A 21,400-nucleotide genomic window follows, 5' to 3' on the forward strand; every position below is an offset into this window, starting at 1 on the left:
CAAAATGCAAAATACAAAATTATCCTGCATGCGGCACTCTACACCTCTGAATCCATGAACCAATTTCAACCTTCCCAGCCGCTGAACATGCAATCCGACCAGACGTGTGAAAGGATAAGGCGATGAAAAATCTAGGCGCAGAGCATGAAAATTTAGATCAAAAGGCCTATGAAATCGTCAAGCACATGATCACCGAACGCCAGATTCTGCCCGGCGAAAAAATCCCCCAGGAAAAACTGGCCCAGGAGCTGGGTATCAGCCGCACTCCCCTGGTCAGTGCCCTTAAATTTTTGGAACATGAAAAATTGGTGGAGTCCAAGCCCCGCCGCGGGTATTTCGTGCGCCTGTTTTCCAAAGAGGAGATGGTCAGCATATTTGAGCTGCGCGAAGTATTGGAGGGTCTGGCAGCCAAACGGGCAGCGGCCAACATCACCGATGAACAAATCGACATCCTAAGGGGTTTTTTCAAATCCTTTGCCGAATATAGCGACATTACCGATTTTAGAGCTTATGCCAAAGAAGACCGTCGGTTTCATAATTATATTACCGAAATCGGCGCCAAGGAATTTTTAAAGAGCATCCTGCAAACCTACAACTTTATCACCGCCAGTTATCAATACCTGTCGACTGAAGGGTTGGTCAGGCCGCCCAATGAAACCATCGAAGAGCATCTGGCCGTGATAAAGGCCATCAGCGAAAGGAATCCGGAGGCGGCCGAAATTTTAATGCGGCGGCATTTAAGAAAGACCATTGCACACCTCAGACAGGATATTAACGATGAACAACAGGAATCTGACAGTGATAACATTATCCGGCCGTCATTTTGATCTGACACCCGGGCTTTGAAGGAAAGTGATATGGAATACCGTCGGCTGGGACGATCCGGCCTAAACATTTCCAAACTGGCGCTGGGCACAATGAATTTCGGCAATCCAACCGATAAGACCGAAGCATTTAGCATTATCCATGCGGCCTTGGATGCCGGGGTTAATATCCTGGACTGCGCAGATGTTTATGCAGACGGAGAAAGTGAACGCATCCTCGGCAAAGCCCTGGCTGACAATGGCAAAAGAAACGAGGTGTTCCTGACGTCGAAAGTATTTTTACCCACCGGCAGCGGGCCCAATGATGCCGGAAATTCAAAGCATCATATTATCAGCGGCTGCGAAAACAGTTTAAGACGACTCAAAACCGACTGGATCGATATTTATTTTCTGCACCGCACTGATTTTAACGTGCCCCAGGAAGAATCGCTGGCAGCCCTGGATTTGCTGATGCAGCAAGGCAAGGTGCGCTACATCGGCTGCTCAACCCATCCGCCCTGGCGGACAGTGGAGGCCTGGTGGATCGCCGACAAGCACCATTATCCCAAATTCATTTGCGAGCAACCCCCCTATAACCTGCTCGATCGCCGGGTTGAACAGGAGATCGTGCCCATGTGCAAAGCCTATGATATGGGCATCATCTCCTGGTCGCCGCTGGCCCAGGGTGTTTTAGCCGGCCGCTACCAGGATGCGGCTGATATACCAGCGGGCAGCCGGGGGGCTTTTAAGTCGATTTATGCCGAACGCATCACCCAGGCGGGCATTGAAGTCGCTCGGCAGCTGGCCCGACACGCTGCAGACAAAGGCTGCAGCCTGCCCCAGCTGGCGGTGGCCTGGGTGCTGCATCAACCGGGGATAACCGCCTCGATTATCGGCCCGCGCACCCTGAATCATTTAAATGAATTACTTCTGGCAGCTGATCTTGATCTCGATGATGCCGATTTGGCACTTTGCGATCAGCTGGTAGAACCCGGTGGATTTGTATCGAATCATTTTAATACAGCCGGCTGGCGCACCTAAACCAAGGTGACCGCCGGAGCGAACAGAAAGTGGTCTTAGCTAAAATTGATGTACACTGAAACCCGTTAAGGCCGGTTGGTCGTGAGTAGCCGGCATCATGCAGAAAGGAGGTATAAAAAAAGCGTATCCTAAAGGCGTTTGGTTTTGCCTGAAATTTAATTCCTGGTGAAATCGGCAGCGGAGCGTATCGATCACCCGATATCGTGCAGCAGGCTGCCAAACATTAGATGGGCCTAAACGGTCCAGGAAAACCAACACATCAAAAAAGGAGGGTTAGGCAATGAAAAAGGTATTGTTTATTGGTCTAGTAATACTGCTGGCCATGGCAACCGGCGTTCACGCCGCTGATAATTTTCCAAAACGCAACATCACCAATGTGGTCGTCTGGGGCGCAGGCGGCGGAACCGATACCTGCAACCGCATCATCTCCGCTGAGATGCAGAAATTTTTAGGGGTCAACATCAATGTGATCAACAAAACGGGTGGAGTGGCCGGTTCGGTGGGTATGATGTACGGTTTTTCCAGACCCCACGACGGATACACCTTAACCGGTCTGTCTGAATCCAACGTCACCGCCGGTGTGCAGGGTGGCTGGGACAAAAATTTTAACGTTTGGGACGTTTTTATCGTTGGCGGTTCACCGGATATCATTTCGGTCACCCCGGACACGCCCTATAAGACGCTTAAAGACCTGATCGAAGCCGCCAAAGCCAAACCCGGCAGCATTAAAGCAGCGGCCAGCGGTGCCGGCTCCATCCATCATCTGAATCTGCTGGCAGTGGAAAACGGCTCCGGCGCTGACTTTAACTTCATTCCTTACAAAGGTTCGGCACCCAGCCAGAATGCGGCCATGGCCGGTGAAGTATCGGTGGTGGTCACCTCTTTGGCCGAGCAACAGCAACTGCTGCGCGGCGGCAAATTAAGAGCTCTGGCCATGCTGATTCCGCAGCCGTTTGAAGTCGAAGGACTGGGCACGATCCCTTCATCGTTTGATTCATATCCGAACCTGTCCAAGTACCTGCCCATCTCCCAGGCCATCGGATTTGCGGTTCCGGCCGATGTTCCCGAAGACCGTAAAGCTGTTCTGGTGAAAGCGTTCAAACAAGCCATGGCCACAGATAAGGTCAAAAACTGGGCCAAGGAAAATTACTACCTGCTGTCGGGCAAAACCGGCGCAGAGTCAAGAAAAGTATTTGACGCCCTGCAATCCAATTTTGCCTGGACCCTGTGGGAGCTGAAAGCGGCTAAAGTAGACCCGGCAAGCCTCAACATACCCAAACCATAAACATTGAATGTGTCAGAGGCAGGTATTGGAAAATACCTGCCTCTGACAATTCTTAATTTGGAACAGCCGAGCGCCTAGCGCTCATTCGGTATAATATAGAAGGTCGTTCATCATGCTGGAAAAAGAAAAACTTCGTAAGGCAGATGCCTACTCGGGCATCATCATTGTTTTGTTCGGCGCCTGGGTGGTCTGGCAGGCGTCTAAAATGCCCATGAAAGACAGCTGGGGCGGTGTGCAGAATGTCTGGTTCGTTTCGCCGGCCCTGTTTCCGCTGTTTGTCGGCGGAATGATCATGTTGCTGGGTCTGCTGCTCGTTCGAACGGCGCTGAAAACCATTGGTCTGAAAGCCTTCGGCAACACCCTGCAATGGCTGTTCAGCAAAGAATTGCTTCAGTTTTTAAACACCATGTCCAATTTGCGGTTTTATGCGATTGCCGCGCTTTTTTTGGCACTGGTTTACCTGTATATCCCGCGAATCGATTTTTTTCTGAGTGCGTTTCTGTTTTTAAGCGTTTTTATTACAATGTTCTACTTTGATGAGCCTGAGCTTCTCAAAAAACTCTTCTTTTTCTACCTGGCCGGAACGGTCTTTTTTATCATTTACTTTGCAGCGCGAATAGACGGGTTGCTCAGCCAGGCAGTGCCCTTCGCAAAAGACATTCTGGCTCTGTTGTTTATCCTTGGATACTGTTTTTATGCCTGGCGGCTGACTCGAAGCAGTCCGGTATTGCGCAGGAAATATCGAATTGGTCTGATTGTTGCCATTGTGGCGCCCCTGCTCGTTGGTGCGATTTTCAAATATTTTCTGCTGGTGCCCATGCCCGCCGAGGGTATGGTGGTCGCCCTGTTGGATGCGATTTGGTACTTTGAATTTTAATATAAGGGAAGCGTTTTTTCATGGTGATTTTCGAAAGAATCGGGACCTATTTCCAGATGGTATTTCATCTGGCATCAGACCCGTTAAATATATTGATTCTGCTCAGTTCTGTGATGATGGGCATTATGTTTGGCGCCATGCCGGGACTAACGTCCACTTTAGGAGTTGCGCTGTTAACGGCCTTGACCTACGGCATGGACACCCCCACCGCCATGCTCTGCCTACTGGCGATCTATGTCGGTGGGACCTACGGCGGATCGTATGCCTCCATTTTGATCAATATCCCCGGCACAGCAGCTTCGGCCGCCACCGCTCTGGACGGCTACCCGCTGGCCTGCAAAGGTGAGGGCGGTCGCGCCATTGGCCTGACCACCACCGCATCGGCCATCGGTACGATTATCAGCATGCTGTTTCTGGTCAGTATATCGCCACTCATTTCGTTTTTTGCGCTTCAGTTCACGTCATTTGAGTTTTTCCTGCTGGCATTTTTCGGCATTCTGATCAGCGGCACTCTGACCAGCCCGGATCTGGTTATTAAAGGATGGATCGCGGGCTTTTTGGGACTTTTTATGGCCTGTGTCGGCCGCGACCTGCTGCAGTTTTATCCGCGGTTTACTTTTGGCATACCAGAACTGGACAGTGGCATTGAAGTGGTGCCGGTGCTGATTGGTGCTTTTGGCATACCGCAAATCATTCAGGTTCTAAAGGACCGCTTCCAGATCGGTGAGACCCAGAAGTTTCAGCGCATCCTGCCTGAGTTTGGAACTATTGTGCGCAATATTCCCCGAATTATTCGCTCCGCCCTTATCGGTGTGGGAATTGGATCGGTGCCCGGCATCGGCGAAGACATTGCCGCCTGGGTATCCTACGGCACGGCCAAAAACACCTCCAAGCACCCGGAGCGCTTTGGCAAAGGTGAAATTACCGCTGTTCTGTCCACCGAGGTGGCCAACAATGCCTGTGTGGGCGGCGCTATGATCCCGCTGCTTAATCTTGGCATTCCAGGCAGCCCGCCGGCGGCCATGCTGCTTGGCGCTTTAATGCTGCACGGCGTCACACCCGGTCCGATGATTACTTTTGAGCACCCCACTTTTATTATGGAGGTGGCGGCCATCCTGCTGCTGGCGTCATTGAGCATGTGGGTGGTGGGCATGCTGCTGGCCAAACAAGTGGTTAAGGTACTGCGCATCCCGGTTCAGCTGTTTATGCCCATCATCGGCATTTTGTGTATCATCGGCTCCTATGCGCTGGGTATCAATATCTGGAATCTGTACTTGATGCTGCCGGTGGGCATTATCAGCTATTTTCTAATCGAAATGGGCTATCCGATTGCCCCGCTGGTCATCGGCGTCATCCTGGGGCCTATGGCCGACGAGAATCTCAGACGGGCGCTGATGGTATCTCAGGGCAGCTTTCTGCCGGTTTTTACCCGACCGGTTTCGCTGATTCTTTTTCTGGTGATTGTCTGGACCGTGGTCAGCCAGTTTCCGGCCTACCGTAATTTTAAAAATAAGTTGATGGACAAAATTTTCCGCCGCAAATCTTGCGAGGCTGACTTCGAGGTCGATGTACCCGATGAAGGCTAATGCAATCAAGGAGGATGAAATGTTAAAGATGGGTATTATCACTGGGTTTTTGTCCCAGACAAAAGACCGCTTTCATGAATACAACAAGCCGTTAGATCTGGATCAAAAATTTAAGCTAATGACCCAGATCGAGGGCTATGACGGTGTGGAGATCGTTTATCCCTACGAGGTCAGCGACCCCAAGACCACCAAAGAGATTTTAGACAAATACAATCTGAATATCGCCGCCGTGAATGTGAATGTCAAAGCCGAGCCCGAGTTTCGCAACGGTGGCTTGACCTCCCATGACAAGGCCGTGCGCGATAAGGCCGTGCGCTTTATCAAAGAAGCCAAGGATTTTGCAGAAGCCGTCGGGGCCGATAAGGTCACCTGCTGCCCGCTGGGGGATGGCTATGAGTTTTCGTTTCAGTATGACTACGCCACCACCTGGAAATATTTGATTGAAACCTTTGGCGAAGCCGGTAGCTATAAAACCACCGTACCACTGTGCATCGAATATAAACCCAGTGAAACCCGCGGTCGCTGTTTTGTGGACAATGCGGCCAAAACCCTGTGCCTGCTCAACGATATTCAGTGCAAAGACATGGGGGTCACGTTGGATTTCGGGCATTCCATGTACGGCAACGAAAATCCGGCCGAAGCCGTATCGTTGCTGGCCAATAGCCCCTACCGCTACTACATTCACGTCAATGACAACGATGGTCGCTGGGATTGGGACTATTTTTGTGGGACCAAGCATTTTTTAGAGTATGTCGAGTTTCTGTATTACCTCAAAAAATACAACTACAACGATTACCTGACCTCAGACACCTCGCCAACCCGCTGGGAAATCAAAGGCACCTTTGAAGCCAACAGCCGGTTGTCCAACCGAATCTGGAAGCTATTCGAGCAAATTGACATGGATGAGTTTGAGGGATTAATTGCCGGAAGCGATTATCTGCAAACATGGCAATTCATTGAGGCCAACATTTTCTCGTTAAAATAAAAGCAAAGGAGTTTAAATTACAATGTCTTCAGAACCTATGAGCATAGAAGAACTCGAAAAAATGGCGGTGGCCGTCCGCTGTGACATCATCGATATGATCTGCACCGCGTCGGCCGGTCATCCGGGCGGCTCGCTTTCAGCCACTGATGTGGTCACAGCGCTTTACTTCCGCGTAATGCGCATCGATCCCGAAAATCCGGACTGGCCCGACCGCGATCGCTTTATTTTATCCAAAGGCCATGCCTGTCCGGTCTGGTATGCGGCTCTGGCCGGGCGCGGCTATTTTGACAAATCGCATCTGAAGACCCTGCGCCAGATGGGCAGCATCCTGCAAGGCCATCCGGACATGAACAAAACCCCCGGGATCGATATGACCGCCGGCTCTCTGGGTCATGGGCTGTCAGCCGGGCTGGGCATGGCGCTGAGCGCAAAGCTGCAGAAAAAAGATTATCATGTCTTTGTGGTCATTGGTGACGGTGAATCCCAGGAAGGATCCATCTGGGAGGCCGCCATGGCGGCACCGCGCTTCAAGCTGGATAATCTGACCGCCATTTTAGATTACAACCACCTGCAAAATGACTACAGCGTGGATGATATCATGCCCATTGATCCGGTGGCCGATAAATGGCAGGCCTTTGGCTGGAACGTGATCGACATTGACGGCCATGATATGGCGCAGGTGGTGCAGGCGCTGGAGGAAGCCAAATCCCACCAGGGCGCTCCGACCATCATCGTAGCCAATACGGTCAAAGGCAAAGGGGTGTCATATATGGAAAATGTATGTGAATGGCACGGCAAGGCACCCTGCCAGGAAGAAGCCGATCAAGCCTTAGAAGAGCTTAGGAGGTAATTAACGTGGCAATTAATCAATATCATTATCTTAGTCCCGAAATCGTGTCGCTGCTGGCATCTGATGAAGTGTTCGCCAAAACCGAGCAGCAGCCAACACGCTATTCCTATGCCGAAGCCATGCTGGAGCTGGGTGATAAAAATCCCAAAGTCGTGGTGCTCGACGCGGATGTGTCCAAATCAATTAAAACCAACGAATTTGCCGATAAGTTTCCGGATCGCTCATTTAACTTCGGCATCGCCGAGCAAAACATGATGGCGGCGGCGGCCGGCATGGCAACCACCGGTTTGATTCCCTACGCCACGACCTATGCCGTATTTGCCAGTATGCGGGCGTTGGACATGGTGCGCAACAGCATCCACTACCCCAAACTCAACGTCAAAATCGCCGCCAGCCACGGGGGCATCACGCCGGGGCCCGACGGCGTCACCCATCAGGGGCAGGAGGATTTGTCCATCATTCGCGCCATCGCCAATTCAACCATCATCGCACCGGCCGATCCGGCAACCACCAAGTTGGCCACATGGGCGGCCGCTGATTATCAAGGACCGGTTTACCTGAGTTTTACACGCGATCCGGTGCCGGCTATTTTTGATCTCAACTATCCTTTTGAAATCGGCAAAGCCGTTACCGTGCGCGATGGCAGCGATGCGACCATCATCGCCAACCGCGACCTGGTGGTGCAGTCGTTGATTGCCGCCGAACATTTGTCCCGAAAGGGGATAGACGTTCGTGTGATCGATTGCCACACACTCAAGCCCCTGGATGAGGAAGCAGTGCTTACGGCTGCCAGCGAGACCGGCGCCATTGTGACCGCTGAGAACAACGTCTTCTACGGGGGGTTGGGCAGTGCGGTGGCCGAGGTTCTGGTGGAAAATAATCCCATTCCCATGAAACGCATCGGGGTGCGCGATACCTTTGCCGAGTCCGGCCCTTATCTGGATTTGCTGGAAAAATACGGGCTTTCCGCCAATCATATTGAAGCCGCAGTCGAAGAAGTCATCAGCCGCAAAAATTTTCATCAAAATTAATGCGAAGTTTATTTGATTTTTTCACCGCTCGTTGTGCTCAAGGCCTGAAATAAGAGATATTTTACCGCAGAGACGCAGAGATCGCAGAGAGAAAAGTTTCTTTGCCTTGTCGCTGAGACGCCGACAAGGCAAAACTATCTCAACCCTGCGGGTTATAAAAAATTAATTCTCAGCTGTATAAATAGTTGAGCCTCTTAAATGTTACCAAAATAGCAGTATTATGGATGATGTTTATAATTTGTATAATATTTGCCGAAGGCAGATTGTTTTTTGCTTTCCGTCCTCTCAACGGAAAGCAAAAAGAAAAAACATCTCTGCGGCCTCTGCGTCTCTGCGGTGAATAATTAAAAAGTGGCAGTTGCATTAAACCACTTTGATTGCTAAGTTCTCTGTGATAGATAGCGTTGACAATTTGAACTTTCAAGGAGGTTTGCATCATGGGCGCAAAAAAATGGCGGACCCATAACCCTTCAGGCAAAAAACGTGTGATCGTCACCAAAGAGCTGCCCGGCGAGCGCTGGCTCAATATTCTGACTGCTGCCGATTGCAAAATCGAGATCTGCACCTCACCCGATGTGCTCAGCAGCGAAGAGATTATCGCGGCCATCGGGGATTCATGTGACGGCGCTATCGGCCAATTGACTGAGCCCTGGGGTGATGATCTGTATGCCGCCCTTAAAGCCGCCGGCGCCACGGCCTACAGCAACTATGCCGTGGGCTTCAACAATGTGGACGTGGATGCTGCTACCCGGCACGGTATCCCGGTGGGCAACACCCCGGGGGTGTTGACCGAAACCACCGCCCAAATGGCGGTGGCATTGACCTTTGCCGCCGCCCGCCGCGTTGGTGAAGCCGAACGGTTTCAAAGAGAGGGCAAATACAAAGGCTGGCTGCCATCGTTGTTTATGGGTAATCTGCTGTGGCGCCAAACAGTGGGGGTTATTGGCGCCGGTCGCATCGGCGCCGCCTATGCCCACATGATGGTCGAAGGCCACAAGATGAATCTGGTCTACTATGACCCGCACAAAAATGAAGACCTCGAAAATCATGTGGCAAATTACAGCAAATTTTTAGAATCCCAGGGCCAGGCGCCGGTATCCTGCAAACGCGCAGAAACTGTTGAAGAATTGTTGCAGGAAGCCGACTGTGTCAGTATCCACACGATTTTAGATGACAGCACCCACCACTTAATCAATGCCGAGCGCCTGGCGCTGATGAAAGCAGATGCCATCATCGTCAACACCAGCCGCGGGCCGGTCATCGATGAGGACGCACTGGTGGCGCATTGCCAAAAAAATCCGGAATTCAAGGCCGGTTTGGATGTATTTGAAGATGAGCCCGAAATGAAACCGGGTCTGGTGGAGCTCGATAATGTCGTGATCGTGCCGCACATTGCTTCTGCCACCAGCTGGACCCGCCAGGGCATGGCCACGCTGGCCGCCAGTAACGTGGCCGCTATACTGCAAGGCTATCCGGCCTGGCAGCGACCGGACATTTCCGTATTTTTAGAAGGCGAGGCGCCAAAGGCGGCGCCCAGCATTATCAACGCCGAAGAGTTGGGTATTTCAATATACGAAGACAATAAATAGTCTTAGAAGTCATTTTTCGCGGTTCGACCGGTCATGTCCGATAAAAAGCTGAAGATAGATCGAAGAATCCTTGGTCATTATTCAAATCAGCATATTTTCGATATACGATATGAATTAGCTACCCACTTTGGACTATCAACGACTGCCAAAAGATCAACTGCTCAACAGCCTGCTGCCGGAATGGCCCCAGGATTTGAGACCGGCCATTCAAAAACAAATCAAAGCCGATGGCCGCAAGGTGGTGGTTTTAGACGATGATCCCACCGGTACCCAGACCATCCACGGCCTGCCGGTGCTCACCCACTGGTCGACGGAGGCGCTGGCGGCTGAGCTGCAAAACGACCTGCCCGCATTTTACATCCTGACCAATTCCAGAAGTATGACCTTGCCGAAAGCGCAGGAGGTCAGTGCCGAAATCGGTCACAACCTCGCGGCAGCCACCGCTCAGACCCGGCGAGAGTTTGTGGTCGTCAGCCGCAGTGATTCGACCTTGCGGGGCCATTTCCCCGGTGAAGTCGCCGCGCTATCGGATGCTCTGGGCCAGCCCTTTGACGGGTGGTTGATCATTCCGTTTTTTCTGGAAGGCGGCCGCTACAGCATCGATGACGTGCACTATGTGGATGAGGGAGAGATTCTGGTCCCGGCGGCCCAGACCGAATTTGCCCGCGATCGCGCATTTGGCTATATGGCATCAAATTTGCGCGACTGGGTTGCCGAAAAAACCAACGGGCAAATGGCGGCTCAAGATGTGGCCAGTGTTTCGATCAGCATGCTGCGCAGCGGCGGGCCGGAAGCCGTAACCGACTTGTTGATGACGTTAGATGCCAGTCGCTGCTGCGTGGTCAACGCCGCCAGCTACCGCGATCTGGAGGTCTTTGTGCAGGGGTTGTTGGCAGCCGAAGCCCGCGGCAAACGCTTTTTATATCGCACAGCGGCTTCCTTTGTGCAGGTGCGGGCCGGCATTTCCCCGCGCCAACTGCTAATACAAAAGGATTTGCAAATGCCGTCTACCGGTGGAGGCCTGATAGTGGTCGGCTCTTATGTGCCGCGCAGCACCCAGCAGATTAAGGCGCTGCTGCCTGCAACCGATATGTCGCAAGCCGAAGTAAACGTCAACGCGCTGCTTAGCGATGAGCTGCGCAATGCTGAAATCCGGCGGGTGGCCCGAAAAGCCGAGCAGGCGCTCAAACAGGGAAACGATATGCTCATATTCACCGGCCGCCGGCTGATCACCGGCAAGGATGCAAAGAGCAACCTTCACATCGGGCAAAAGATCTCAGAAGGCCTGATTGACATCGTGCTGCACATTGAAGCCACGCCGCGCTATATTCTGGCCAAAGGCGGTATTACCGCCAGCGATATCGCCACCCGGGCCTTGATTGTCAAAAAAGCCATGGTGCTCGGCCAGATTCTGCCGGGAGTGCCCGTCTGGCAGCTGGGAAGCGAAAGCCGCTTTGCAGGTATGGCTTACATTGTATTTCCCGGCAATGTCGGTGATGAGCAAGCGCTGTTCAAGGTCGTGCAGCAGCTAAGACCGGCGTAAGATGAATTTTACAAACTATTTCATCTTTTTTTAATTCAGCGCATAATAGTATGAAGGATCGCGGAATAAATTATTAGCAGCGCCATCGTGCACTGTCTGAATGCATTAGGGCGCGTTGCGAAAGAACATCCATAGCCTCAATGTAGCTTTATGAGCCCCACGTTGATTTTAAATTAACAGTTGATTTTGTATTTGATCTTTGTTCTTTCGTTACGCTCCTTTATGCATGAGTTTGCACGATGCAGTCGCTGATATTTTATTCCGCGATCATCGATGGTTTGACAAAGAATTTTCGTCCCCAAAATGAAAAGATCAATCGATGCATAAAATCGGATATCTGTATGTTTGTTTGGCGGCCGTGTTGTGGGCGGCTGCCGGCAGCGGGGCCAAATTCCTGTTCAACAGCGGCATGACGCCTTATCAGCTGATTCAGCTGCGGGTCACGCTGGCCTTTGGCGGCTTGTTGCTGTGGCTGGTCGGGCGCAACCGGCAGCTGTTAAAAATCGACGTTAAAGATCTTTTTTACTTTTCTCTGCTAGGCATCCTGGGCATCGGTGCCGCCCAGTTTTTTTACCTGTTTGCCATCAGCAAGATCAAGGTGGCCGCTGCTATTTTACTGCATTACACCGGCCCGGTTTTTGTGGCCTTGTATGCCGCTGTTTTCCGGCATCAAAAATTGACGCTCAAAAGCGGATTGGCGCTATTGGGAACTGTGGCGGGCTGCTTTCTGGTGGTCGGAGCTTACAACCTGGACCTGTTTGCCCTTAATCGCGCCGGCATAATCGGCGGACTTCTGGCAGCGGTAGCCTTTGCCACCTATACCCTTTTGAGCGAATACGGCATGGCAAAATACAGCCCCTGGACGGTTTTGCTCTACGGGCTGCTGTTTGCCGCCCTGGCCTGGAATCTCCTGCATCCCCCGCTGGAAGCGCTTTTGCGATCCTATACCCCGGCCGTATGGTTCTGGATTTTATTCATTGCCGTCTGCGGCACGATCCTGCCTTTTGGGCTGTATTTTGAGGGCGTCAACCGTATTCGTTCCACCCATGCCAGTATTACAGCCACACTGGAGCCCATCACCGCCAGTGTTATTTCAGCGCTCTTTTTAGGGGAGATGCTCAGCCCGCTGCAGGTGCTGGGCGGCCTAGTGGTGATCGCATCGATTATACTGCTGCAATGGGAAAAAGAAAGGGATGGCCGTTAAGCTTGGCGATGTTGGTGTTAGCTGGCGTCTTGCTTATCAATACTTAAAAATTTGAGCCCGAATCCATCGGGGCCGGACCAGACGACTTCACCTTTGACAATGGCCTTCTGGTCGTTTTTTAACGGCAGCACAAATGTAATGCTTTGCCCGGCGGATATGTGCGAGTCGACTTCAATAAAACCACCGGCAGTGCTGATATTTTTTACGAGCCCATTGAATATGCGGTCATCGGCGGCGAACTGAACGGATTTGATGTAGGTTTTGCGTTGATGCCGCCGAATATCTTGCCACTCTCTGGTTTCGTCTTCTTTCAAATTGACTTTATGGTGATCAATGGTGTGCTGAGCCCCATAGCCATAATAATATACCGATTTTTTCAATTCCTTGCGCCAAACAATTTCAACCCGATAGCATTCGTAAAGGCCCTGCTCGGTTGCGAAAGGTGAATTATCGATTCCGACAAAAACCTCTTCACCGGGCTGCAACAGATTATCAGCCTCAAAATATAATCCCGTGGCGCTGAAATTGAGCATCTTGGCTTTGTGAATCGTGCCGGCCTTTAAATTTTCAATTGTCACCAGGCATTGATGCTCGATGCGGGCGTTCTCTCTTTTTTCAGGGTTTTCTTCCATGTCGCTATATAACATTCAAAGGATTACCGATTAAGCTGATTTCTCAACAATATAAATGGGTAGATATTTTTTTCTTAGATTGTCCAACTCGGCTCTGACCATGGTGAACATTTTGATAATAATGGCATTCATTTCCTGCAAGGCCTCCAGTTGGGCCACGACTTCAGGGTAATAATGTTTTCCCCGCACCCGTTTGAGCTTTTTCAACAGCTTGGGGGATAGCATTTCAAATCCGGGGGGCGCGTTTAAGATCGCATCCAGCAACAACTGATTGCTGCCCTCCATCAGCGATTTTTCAAAATGCGACAGTATCTGTGATTCGGTCATACCGGCCAGACGGTCCCGGACCTCCCGTTCCTTTAAAAATCTAAGCAGGCGATCACCATTGGCTTCCGGATCTTGCGATAATTTTTCTTCCAGTCGCTCAAGCAATTCCGCAGCACTTCGGCGCGACTTTAGCATTTCAAGTTTGGTGATGGCCTTCTCAATGACCTGGCGTCGCGCAATATTTCGATCATTCTCGTTTAGATTCTTATCATCCTGGATTCTTTGGAATTCATTCATAGTGTAATCGCGCATCAACAAAATGTCATTGTACACTTTTTCAACGGATGCGGCGATATCTTCCGGCAGTACTTTATGCGCTTTGGCCAACTGCAATCGAAGTTTGGGTATTAGGTTGTCCAGCATTTTTAACCGTCGTTGGTGGTTAATAAATTAAATAGTTACATTACGTTATACCTTAACTTCTTATCGGCACAATCCAATAAAAGATTAAACCATAATAATTTATGCAAAATTTATGCGAAAATCGCAAGTTTGTTTATAATTTATTTTTATATTAAATATCAAGCGGTTATAAAACTGCCTTATTTATGCCGCGTAAGGTGTGAAAAATATTATCCAATTTGTTGAAGTTTACCTCACAATTTTAAATGTGCCTCATTTATTAAAAATTGGTTTGAATTATTTGACTTAAATTCATAAATTCTTTATACACATATTGGAGGACATCCAAATTTATGGCGAATTCTGGACGAAATCGCCCAAAAGCTCAGCAGCCGGGCTGAAAATGAAATTCTGGAATTGGCGCTAGTCAGGATGTGAACGGAGGTAAAAGAGCAGAATAGTGGCATGAGATCTATCGCAAAACAATACACGCAAGCAAAATTTGCGGAGCCAGTCGTGAAGGCCGCTAGGGTTAAACAAAAACAGGACCCGAGACGCTATCCCCGCAAACCCTTCTTCAAATCCATACTTATCACTTATAACGATCAAAAATATAGAGGCGTCATTAAAAATGTCAGTCGCGGTGGCGCTTTTATTGAAACCCGAGCCAAATTTCTGTTTGGTGAGGTCATTGATCTGATCGTTCCCAGTAATGGATATTATAAGGGTAAACGAATCCGCGGCTGGATGGTGCACTCGGGGCAGCGGGGCATCGGCGTTACCTTTAAACGCATATTTGACAGAAGGTCCGGCAAAGAGCGCAGACATGCCATCGATCGCAGAATCGGCCTGGATCGCCGCAAAAGGCTAAAACCAAGAGACCGTCACCGCGAAATGAACCTCTTAAGCCCCAGTATCAGACTCTAGTCATGGTTGCGGGCGCAAATCGCGCCTGTAGCCGGCCACTCTCCTTTTACTTTCCACCGAATTTACATCGCCCGACGCACAAAAACATGACATTGTTAGGTAAAATCGACTAAACCCTCCAGCTTTTACGCGGCACGGCTGTCATCGATGGAAACTTTTGACTGCGCGAACCATTCCCTAAAGTTGGCGTTCAAATATTTTTGCTTGACAATTGCGTGCGCATTCTCTAAATGAAGACCCTATGATTAGCGAACAAAAAAATATCTTTATAAATGCTTTGAGAAATTGGTGGTGGCTCAGCTCTAAACTGGGGGCGAGCCTGCCATGATAGTGTAGTATTATAATTAACCAATAAACCGTGGGCACCTCCAGAAGGTCCCACGGTTTTTTTATTTGCAAACTTTTAGGCCGAGGGACCATTCGTCTCTCGGCCTTTTTTATTAGGAGAATCAAATTGAAGATAAAACCGACTTTTTTAGAATTTAAACAGATGGCGCAATCGGGAAACCTGATACCGGTGCATCAGGAATTTCTGGCAGATACCGAGACGCCGGTGTCAGCCTATCTGAAGTTGAAAGACGATTCATACTCTTATCTGCTTGAAAGTGCTGAAGGTGGAAAGCGTTGGGGACGCTACAGTTTTATTGGCCGCAAGCCTTATCTACGCGCCACATCTCGCGACAGCCAAATGGAAATCTGGGCAGTTGACGAAGAAAAAGTATTAGAGAACGTCGAGAATCCTTTGAATGTCATGCGAGATCTGTGCGCACAATACAAACCGGTGGCAGTCAATGATCTGCCGCCGTTTCAGGGCGGATTTGTGGGATTTTTTAACTATGATCTGATCAGAAAATGGGAACATCTGCCCCATATTTCGCCGACAGATAGAATGCGTCCGGAAGCCGTTTTTATTGCCTGTCGTCATTTGGTAGTCTTCGATCATTTTACCCATTCAATTAAAGCAGTGGTCTTGGCCCATCTTAAAGAAAATGAAGATTTAAAAACAGCCTACTCACGGGCATGCCAGGAGGTTGAGCAGATAACGGCAAAACTGCAAAGCCCCTTATCACCGGTTTCAAAAAACGGTTCATTAACCCTAACTGATCTTAAATCCAATTTTTCAAAAGCTGACTTTGAAGATGTCGTCTGTAAAGCCAAGGATTTTATCGTTGCCGGTGAAGCCATCCAGATCGTTCTATCCCAAAAATTTTCGGCAACGGTATCCGGTGAAGACTTTGCCCTTTACCGAAGCCTCAGGAGCGTCAATCCATCGCCATATATGTTCTATTTAAATTTCGGCGATATTAAACTTATCGGTGCTTCTCCGGAGATACTGGTGCGTTTAACAGACGGCAGAATCGAACTTCGCCCCATTGCTGGTACCCGGCCCAGAGGTGCAACTCCTGAGGAAGACCAGGCATTGGAAAAGGATCTTATTACCGACCCCAAAGAACGCGCCGAGCATATCATGCTGGTTGATCTGGGTAGAAATGATGTCGGCAAGGTGGCGGCCTCCGGATCTGTATCGGTGCCGCGGCTTATGGAAATCGAGCGCTATTCACACGTGATGCATATCGTATCCCGGGTCGAAGGCATCTTGAAATCAAACGCAGACTGCTTTGATGTGTTTATGTCCGCATTTCCCGCCGGAACCGTCAGCGGCGCTCCCAAGATCCGTGCAATGGAAATTATCAGTGAATTGGAGCCCTGTGCACGGGCGTCATACGCTGGAGCGGTCGGCTATTTCGGGTTCAACGGCAATATGGATTTTTGCATCACCATCCGCACCATTGCGATTATGAATAACAGGCTGTCCGTTCAAGTCGGCGCCGGTATTGTGGCCGACTCGTCTCCTGAAAACGAGTATGAAGAGACCCTGAAAAAGGCCGGCGCCATGTTTAAAGCCATCGAAAAGGTAAAAGACAATGATATTGCTAATTGATAACTATGACTCCTTTACCTACAATCTGGTCCAGATCCTCGAGCAGCTTGACTACGAAGTAAAGGTCTTTCGAAACGACTGCATCGATATTCAGCGCATTTCAGCACTGAAGCCCTCAGCCATAGTGGTCTCGCCGGGTCCGGGCACACCTGCCGATTCGGGAGTTTCCATTAAGGCCATCGCGCATCTGGGGTCAACGATTCCGATTCTGGGCGTATGCCTCGGACATCAGGCCATTGCCGCATCATATGGCGCAAAGGTGGTCAGGGCTGAACGTATCATGCACGGCAAAACCTCCATGATCCATCACGACGGACGCAGTGTCTTTAAAGGTCTGGCCAATCCATTCAAGGCGGTACGTTACCATTCCCTTATCGTGCAAAAAGACACGGTCCCCAATTGTCTTGAAATCAGTGCCTGGACAGCAGATGGGGAGATCATGGGCTTAAGGCACTGCCAATACCCAGTGGAGGGTGTCCAGTTTCACCCCGAATCCATTTTGACCGAAGCAGGGTCAAATCTTTTAGAAAATTTTTCAACAAACGGAGGAAAACACCATGATTAAAGAATTAATTTCAAAAGTCGTTAAAGGCGAAGATCTCACAGAGGCTGAGATGGAAAAGGCCATGGCAGAGATAATGACCGGAACCGCCACCCCGGCACAAATCGGAGCGTTCATCACTGCCTTGAGATTCAAAGGCGAGACCGTTGATGAGATTACCGGTGCAGCCAGGGCCATGCGGGCCAGGGCCACAAAAATTAACGTCAACAATCATCTGGTTAACATTGATCGCGATGAGATCAATATCGATGACGAGACAATCCTCGATATTGTCGGCACTGGTGGTGACGGAACGCGCACGTTTAATGTATCCACGACAACGGCATTTGTGGCCGCGGGCGGCGGTATAAAGGTGGCCAAGCACGGCAACCGGGCGGTCTCCAGCCTGTGCGGCAGTGCAGACGTGCTTGAAAACCTAGGTGTGAATCTGGAGGTGACCAGTACCGATGTTGAAAAATGCATCAAGGAGGTCGGTATCGGATTTCTCTACGCCCCTATATTTCATGGGGCGATGAAACATGCTGCCGGCCCCAGGCAGGAGATTGGTATCCGCAGCATTTTTAATCTCCTGGGCCCTGTAACCAATCCGGCCAGTGCTTCGGTTCAGGTGCTGGGTGTCTACGAACAAAGCCTGACAGATAAAATTGCACTGGTTCTAAAGCGGCTGGGAACCAAAGAAGCCTTTGTGGTATGCGGTGAGGGAACATTTGATGAAATCAGCATCTGCGGACCGACACAGGTTGCCCATCTTAAAAACGATACTGTCAGCACATTTCAGATGACGCCGGAAGAGTATGATTTTGAAAGAGCGGGGCTGGATGACATTGTCGGCGGCGACGCAAAGGAAAATGCCAATATTACCCGCCAGGTCCTGAGCGGAGAGAAGAGTCCCAAAAGAGATATGGTATTGCTGAATGCATCGGCCGCTTTTGTGGCCGCGGGGTTGTGTACGGATTTCAAAGAGGGCATCCAGATCGCAGCAGATTCGATAGACTCCGGCAAAGCGCAGGCTAAACTCGATCAATTGATTGAATTCACCCGTCACTGCAAGCCCTTTGTTCGCAGGGAACCCTGAGGAGATTCGTATGCATGATCGACTGATTGAGATACTCGCTCAAAAACGGGATGAAGTGACCCAACTGAAAAGGTCCATGCCAGACAACAAGGACAAAGAGGGGCCGCCCCTGAGGGATTTCAAGGCCGCCATATCAAGACCGCAGCAGATCAGCCTGATCGCTGAGATCAAGTTTGCCTCGCCTTCAGCCGGACTTATCCGCGAAAAGGCCAACCCCGCCGCTATTGGCCGCATATATGAGGAAGCCGGGGCGGCAGCGATCTCATTGCTCACCGATCAGCGGTTTTTTAGGGGTGATCTGGCGCAACTGCCAGACCTGAAAAAGGCGATCTCTTTGCCCATCCTGCGAAAGGATTTTATTATCGATGCGATTCAGATTTGGGAAGCTTTTCTTTACGGCGCCGATGCCCTTCTTTTGATTGCGCGCATTTTGTCACAACAGCAATTATCTGAATACATCATGCTGTGCCGCGAGCTGGGCATGGCCCCTTTGACCGAGGTTCACAGCAAAGAGGACCTTGAAAAAGCCCTTGCCTGCAAAGCTGAAATCATCGGCATCAACAATCGCGATCTGGACAGCTTTATCGTTGATATGAATACCACTTTTGAGCTGGCGTCACTGATACCAAATCATTGTGTTAGCGTTAGTGAGAGCGGCATCAATGGAGAAGACGATATGATCGCGTTGAAAACAACCGGCATTGACGCGGTGCTGGTCGGCTCGTCATTGATGCGAAGCAAGGATCTGGGGCACAAAACCCAACAAATCGTTAATGCCGGCAAGATGAGAAATGGATAACGTAAAGGTAAAAATTTGCGGCATCACCAATGCGGCGGATGCATCGGCTGCGGTCGAACTCGGGGCCAATGCCCTTGGTTTCATTTTTGCCGATAGTCCCCGTCAAATGACGCCACAAAAGGTGCGCACAATCGTTCGCATGATTCCACCATTTGTTAAGACAGTGGGCGTCTTTGTCAATGAGACAGCAACCACTATAAGGGACGTTAGGCAGTATTGCGGTCTTGATCTGGTTCAGCTGCACGGAGATGAGTCGCCGGCTTTTTGCGATGAACTGATGCCTTACGTGATAAAGTCATTGCGAATAAAAGATGACTCGTGTCTGCAAACAAGCCGTGCATATCAGGGAAAAGTCAGAGCCCTGCTCCTGGATACGTGGGCCAGGGAAAAGGTCGGCGGTACTGGGAAAACATTTGATTGGCAGCTTGCCATAAAAATCAAAGAAATAGGGATTCCGATCATTTTAGCGGGCGGGCTGCGACCGTCAAATATCAATTCGGCCATTCAGACCGTAAATCCTTATGCGGTTGATATCAACAGCGGTATTGAAGAATATCCCGGCAAAAAGAATCCTGCGCTGATGAAGGCTGTGATGGAAGCACGGTAGACCCTGATGTCAGGGGTGGGGGGATGTTCAACTTCTGACAATAACCAAATGAGTTGCCGGGCATGTCAATTTCTGTAAGGCGCTATGATTTTCAATGTGCCTGTGCCGCGATATTTGGGATTCCACCACCGCCATGGGTTTTATCAAATGCTGTGGTGCCCGTCATCCCAAATATCGCGGCACGGTGTTGCTCGGGGGGGTAATCATCGCCATAGCGCCATACAAAAAACGACATGTCCGGCTGACAACCGCAGCCATTGAGATTAAATGAGGGGACCGGAATTTCGTTGATCGGTCGCTCCATGAATCATTAGCGACTTTCAGATGTTGCACAAAATACTTCTCGACCCCTTGATTATATAAGAGGAACGCGGTGCTTGAATCATATATCAGGAAAAGACTTGAAAAAAAGGATATTCTGCTGATGACCCATATCGTCCTGGGATATCCCAGCTTTGACGATAATATGAGGATCATCGAGGCAATGACGGCGGCCGGTGTGGATCTGATGGAATTACAGATCCCATGTGCCGATCCCCATGCCGATGGTCCTGTTATTGCGCGCGCCAATCAGCAGGCGTTAACAGGAGGGGCGACGGTAGAGAAGTGTTTGAATCTGGCCAAAAAAGCCGCCCGCACGTTTAATATCCCTTTTTTGATTATGACCTACTACAACGTCCCTTTTAAATTCGGCGTGGACCGTTTTATAGCCGCCATGTCGCAGGGCGGTCTGCGGGGTGCCATCATACCGGATCTGCCCAAGAAAGATGGGCGCTTATATTTGGATGCCATGCATGCCCACAACCTGGCGCCTATCCTTATTTTTTCACCATCCACAACTCTCAAGGGCATGAAAAGCATCGCCGCTTCCGGCGGTGGTTTTATCTACTGCATTGCCAGAGAAGGGGTCACCGGTGAAGCCACGGATTTCTCAGAAAAACTGGAAGCATATCTGCATAAATGCCGCCAAAGCACTTCGCTTCCCTTGGCCCTTGGTTTCGGAATCAGAAAGAAATCCGACATTGATTTCCTGAAGGGCAAAACGGATATTGCCGTTATCGGATCTCAAATGTTGCGCCTCGTGGAACAAAAAGGTGTTGCTACGGTGGGAGACTTTGTTCGCAGTCTGCGTTGAGAAAAATGCATCCGCAGGCGGCTGTTGACAAAACCCTTGACACCCCTTATTTGTTGATATAATAAGTTTCGAACTATTTTGGTGTTAAAAGGATTCAAAAATCATGACGCAATCAGCAGGCAGAACCTTTTTTTATTTCTGGTATTTTTATTACGGTACCGGTCTGCCTGGAGTACGCTGATTTAGCACACACATTTAAATAGCGATATCAGCCGCGGGCAGACCCAAGCTCGCGGCTTTTTTGTTTTAAAAAGCCGC

The 21,400-nt window shown here is 50.1% G+C and carries 21 protein-coding genes; 19 read left to right on the plus strand and 2 right to left on the minus strand.

All coding sequences use genetic code 11. The features are described from left to right. Window positions 1–122 precede the first annotated feature (122 nt). The 11 genes from QNJ26_00890 (at window position 123) to QNJ26_00940 (ending at window position 12,794) form a co-directional block, all read left to right on the plus strand. Window positions 123–827 (plus strand): GntR family transcriptional regulator, encoded by a 705-nt coding sequence (locus tag QNJ26_00890; GenBank protein ID MDJ0984067.1) that lies wholly within the window; start codon window positions 123–125, stop codon window positions 825–827. A gap of 30 nt (window positions 828–857) precedes the next feature. Continuing rightward, window positions 858–1,844 (plus strand): aldo/keto reductase, encoded by a 987-nt coding sequence (locus QNJ26_00895; GenBank protein MDJ0984068.1) that lies wholly within the window; start codon window positions 858–860, stop codon window positions 1,842–1,844. Between the two features lie 280 nt (window positions 1,845–2,124). Next, complete coding sequence (locus tag QNJ26_00900) at window positions 2,125–3,129, plus strand: tripartite tricarboxylate transporter substrate binding protein (GenBank protein ID MDJ0984069.1); 1,005 nt, start codon at window positions 2,125–2,127, stop codon at window positions 3,127–3,129. Window positions 3,130–3,241: 112 nt separating this feature from the next. After that, window positions 3,242–4,006 carry a hypothetical protein gene (locus QNJ26_00905; GenBank protein MDJ0984070.1) on the plus strand — a complete coding sequence of 255 codons (765 nt, stop codon included), beginning with the start codon at window positions 3,242–3,244 and terminating at the stop codon, window positions 4,004–4,006. Window positions 4,007–4,026: 20 nt separating this feature from the next. Next, window positions 4,027–5,592: a tripartite tricarboxylate transporter permease gene (locus QNJ26_00910; protein ID MDJ0984071.1), complete on the plus strand. Its 1,566-nt coding sequence runs from the start codon at window positions 4,027–4,029 to the stop codon at window positions 5,590–5,592. Window positions 5,593–5,611: 19 nt separating this feature from the next. Then, window positions 5,612–6,577, plus strand: a complete 966-nt coding sequence (locus QNJ26_00915) for a sugar phosphate isomerase/epimerase (protein ID MDJ0984072.1) — start codon at window positions 5,612–5,614, stop codon at window positions 6,575–6,577. 22 nt (window positions 6,578–6,599) lie between these two features. Further along, on the plus strand, window positions 6,600–7,427 hold the full coding sequence (locus QNJ26_00920) for a transketolase (GenBank protein ID MDJ0984073.1): 828 nt from the start codon (window positions 6,600–6,602) through the stop codon (window positions 7,425–7,427). 5 nt (window positions 7,428–7,432) lie between these two features. Then, a complete protein-coding gene (locus tag QNJ26_00925; GenBank protein MDJ0984074.1) occupies window positions 7,433–8,458 on the plus strand; it encodes a transketolase C-terminal domain-containing protein in 1,026 nt (341 codons plus the stop codon). A 437-nt stretch (window positions 8,459–8,895) separates the two neighbouring features. Continuing rightward, window positions 8,896–10,047, plus strand: coding sequence for an NAD(P)-dependent oxidoreductase (locus QNJ26_00930; protein MDJ0984075.1), 1,152 nt, complete (start codon window positions 8,896–8,898; stop codon window positions 10,045–10,047). A gap of 127 nt (window positions 10,048–10,174) precedes the next feature. Then, window positions 10,175–11,590: a four-carbon acid sugar kinase family protein gene (locus QNJ26_00935; protein MDJ0984076.1), complete on the plus strand. Its 1,416-nt coding sequence runs from the start codon at window positions 10,175–10,177 to the stop codon at window positions 11,588–11,590. Window positions 11,591–11,909: 319 nt separating this feature from the next. After that, window positions 11,910–12,794 carry a DMT family transporter gene (locus QNJ26_00940; protein ID MDJ0984077.1) on the plus strand — a complete coding sequence of 295 codons (885 nt, stop codon included), beginning with the start codon at window positions 11,910–11,912 and terminating at the stop codon, window positions 12,792–12,794. 17 nt (window positions 12,795–12,811) lie between these two features. Here QNJ26_00940 and QNJ26_00945 read toward each other — a convergent pair whose 3' ends face one another. Next, the gene (locus QNJ26_00945) at window positions 12,812–13,441 is read right to left on the minus strand and encodes a PilZ domain-containing protein (GenBank protein MDJ0984078.1); all 630 of its coding nucleotides are present in this window, start codon (window positions 13,439–13,441) and stop codon (window positions 12,812–12,814) included. Between the two features lie 15 nt (window positions 13,442–13,456). Beyond that, window positions 13,457–14,116, minus strand: a complete 660-nt coding sequence (locus QNJ26_00950) for a hypothetical protein (GenBank protein MDJ0984079.1) — start codon at window positions 14,114–14,116, stop codon at window positions 13,457–13,459. Between the two features lie 444 nt (window positions 14,117–14,560). Here QNJ26_00950 and QNJ26_00955 point away from each other — a divergent pair, with 444 nt between their 5' ends. The 8 genes from QNJ26_00955 (at window position 14,561) to trpA (ending at window position 21,142) form a co-directional block, all read left to right on the plus strand. Further along, window positions 14,561–15,022 carry a PilZ domain-containing protein gene (locus QNJ26_00955; protein MDJ0984080.1) on the plus strand — a complete coding sequence of 154 codons (462 nt, stop codon included), beginning with the start codon at window positions 14,561–14,563 and terminating at the stop codon, window positions 15,020–15,022. Window positions 15,023–15,476: 454 nt separating this feature from the next. Further along, window positions 15,477–16,964, plus strand: a complete 1,488-nt coding sequence (gene trpE, locus QNJ26_00960; GenBank protein MDJ0984081.1) for an anthranilate synthase component I — start codon at window positions 15,477–15,479, stop codon at window positions 16,962–16,964. After that, window positions 16,948–17,529: an aminodeoxychorismate/anthranilate synthase component II gene (locus QNJ26_00965; protein MDJ0984082.1), complete on the plus strand. Its 582-nt coding sequence runs from the start codon at window positions 16,948–16,950 to the stop codon at window positions 17,527–17,529. The genes trpE and QNJ26_00965 overlap by 17 nt, the downstream gene beginning before the upstream one ends. Then, window positions 17,522–18,601: an anthranilate phosphoribosyltransferase gene (gene trpD / locus QNJ26_00970; protein MDJ0984083.1), complete on the plus strand. Its 1,080-nt coding sequence runs from the start codon at window positions 17,522–17,524 to the stop codon at window positions 18,599–18,601. The genes QNJ26_00965 and trpD overlap by 8 nt, the downstream gene beginning before the upstream one ends. 10 nt (window positions 18,602–18,611) lie before the next feature. Beyond that, entirely contained in the window at window positions 18,612–19,400 is a 789-nt protein-coding gene (trpC, locus tag QNJ26_00975; GenBank protein MDJ0984084.1) for an indole-3-glycerol phosphate synthase TrpC, read from the plus strand. Further along, window positions 19,393–20,007: a phosphoribosylanthranilate isomerase gene (locus tag QNJ26_00980; protein ID MDJ0984085.1), complete on the plus strand. Its 615-nt coding sequence runs from the start codon at window positions 19,393–19,395 to the stop codon at window positions 20,005–20,007. The genes trpC and QNJ26_00980 overlap by 8 nt, the downstream gene beginning before the upstream one ends. A 133-nt stretch (window positions 20,008–20,140) precedes the next feature. Further along, the gene (locus tag QNJ26_00985) at window positions 20,141–20,278 is read left to right on the plus strand and encodes a hypothetical protein (GenBank protein MDJ0984086.1); all 138 of its coding nucleotides are present in this window, start codon (window positions 20,141–20,143) and stop codon (window positions 20,276–20,278) included. A gap of 102 nt (window positions 20,279–20,380) precedes the next feature. Then, entirely contained in the window at window positions 20,381–21,142 is a 762-nt protein-coding gene (trpA, locus tag QNJ26_00990; protein ID MDJ0984087.1) for a tryptophan synthase subunit alpha, read from the plus strand. The last annotated feature ends 258 nt before the right edge of the window (window positions 21,143–21,400 follow it).

It is taken from the genome of Desulfobacterales bacterium, assembly GCA_030066985.1.
GTDB lineage: Bacteria > Desulfobacterota > Desulfobacteria > Desulfobacterales > JAHEIW01 > JAHEIW01.

What these genes read in the sequence shown, in the direction of transcription:
- QNJ26_00890 (MDJ0984067.1), top strand. Translation starts at nt 123, where the DNA reads ATGAAAAATCTAGGCGCAGAGCATGAAAATTTAGATCAAAAGGCCTAT.
- QNJ26_00895 (MDJ0984068.1), top strand. Translation starts at nt 858, where the DNA reads ATGGAATACCGTCGGCTGGGACGATCCGGCCTAAACATTTCCAAACTG.
- QNJ26_00900 (MDJ0984069.1), top strand. Translation starts at nt 2,125, where the DNA reads ATGAAAAAGGTATTGTTTATTGGTCTAGTAATACTGCTGGCCATGGCA.
- QNJ26_00905 (MDJ0984070.1), top strand. Translation starts at nt 3,242, where the DNA reads ATGCTGGAAAAAGAAAAACTTCGTAAGGCAGATGCCTACTCGGGCATC.
- QNJ26_00910 (MDJ0984071.1), top strand. Translation starts at nt 4,027, where the DNA reads ATGGTGATTTTCGAAAGAATCGGGACCTATTTCCAGATGGTATTTCAT.
- QNJ26_00915 (MDJ0984072.1), top strand. Translation starts at nt 5,612, where the DNA reads ATGTTAAAGATGGGTATTATCACTGGGTTTTTGTCCCAGACAAAAGAC.
- QNJ26_00920 (MDJ0984073.1), top strand. Translation starts at nt 6,600, where the DNA reads ATGTCTTCAGAACCTATGAGCATAGAAGAACTCGAAAAAATGGCGGTG.
- QNJ26_00930 (MDJ0984075.1), top strand. Translation starts at nt 8,896, where the DNA reads ATGGGCGCAAAAAAATGGCGGACCCATAACCCTTCAGGCAAAAAACGT.
- QNJ26_00940 (MDJ0984077.1), top strand. Translation starts at nt 11,910, where the DNA reads ATGCATAAAATCGGATATCTGTATGTTTGTTTGGCGGCCGTGTTGTGG.
- QNJ26_00945 (MDJ0984078.1), bottom strand. Translation starts at nt 13,441, where the DNA reads ATGTTATATAGCGACATGGAAGAAAACCCTGAAAAAAGAGAGAACGCC.
- QNJ26_00950 (MDJ0984079.1), bottom strand. Translation starts at nt 14,116, where the DNA reads ATGCTGGACAACCTAATACCCAAACTTCGATTGCAGTTGGCCAAAGCG.
- QNJ26_00955 (MDJ0984080.1), top strand. Translation starts at nt 14,561, where the DNA reads ATGAGATCTATCGCAAAACAATACACGCAAGCAAAATTTGCGGAGCCA.
- QNJ26_00965 (MDJ0984082.1), top strand. Translation starts at nt 16,948, where the DNA reads ATGATATTGCTAATTGATAACTATGACTCCTTTACCTACAATCTGGTC.
- trpD (MDJ0984083.1), top strand. Translation starts at nt 17,522, where the DNA reads ATGATTAAAGAATTAATTTCAAAAGTCGTTAAAGGCGAAGATCTCACA.
- trpC (MDJ0984084.1), top strand. Translation starts at nt 18,612, where the DNA reads ATGCATGATCGACTGATTGAGATACTCGCTCAAAAACGGGATGAAGTG.
- QNJ26_00980 (MDJ0984085.1), top strand. Translation starts at nt 19,393, where the DNA reads ATGGATAACGTAAAGGTAAAAATTTGCGGCATCACCAATGCGGCGGAT.
- QNJ26_00985 (MDJ0984086.1), top strand. Translation starts at nt 20,141, where the DNA reads ATGGGTTTTATCAAATGCTGTGGTGCCCGTCATCCCAAATATCGCGGC.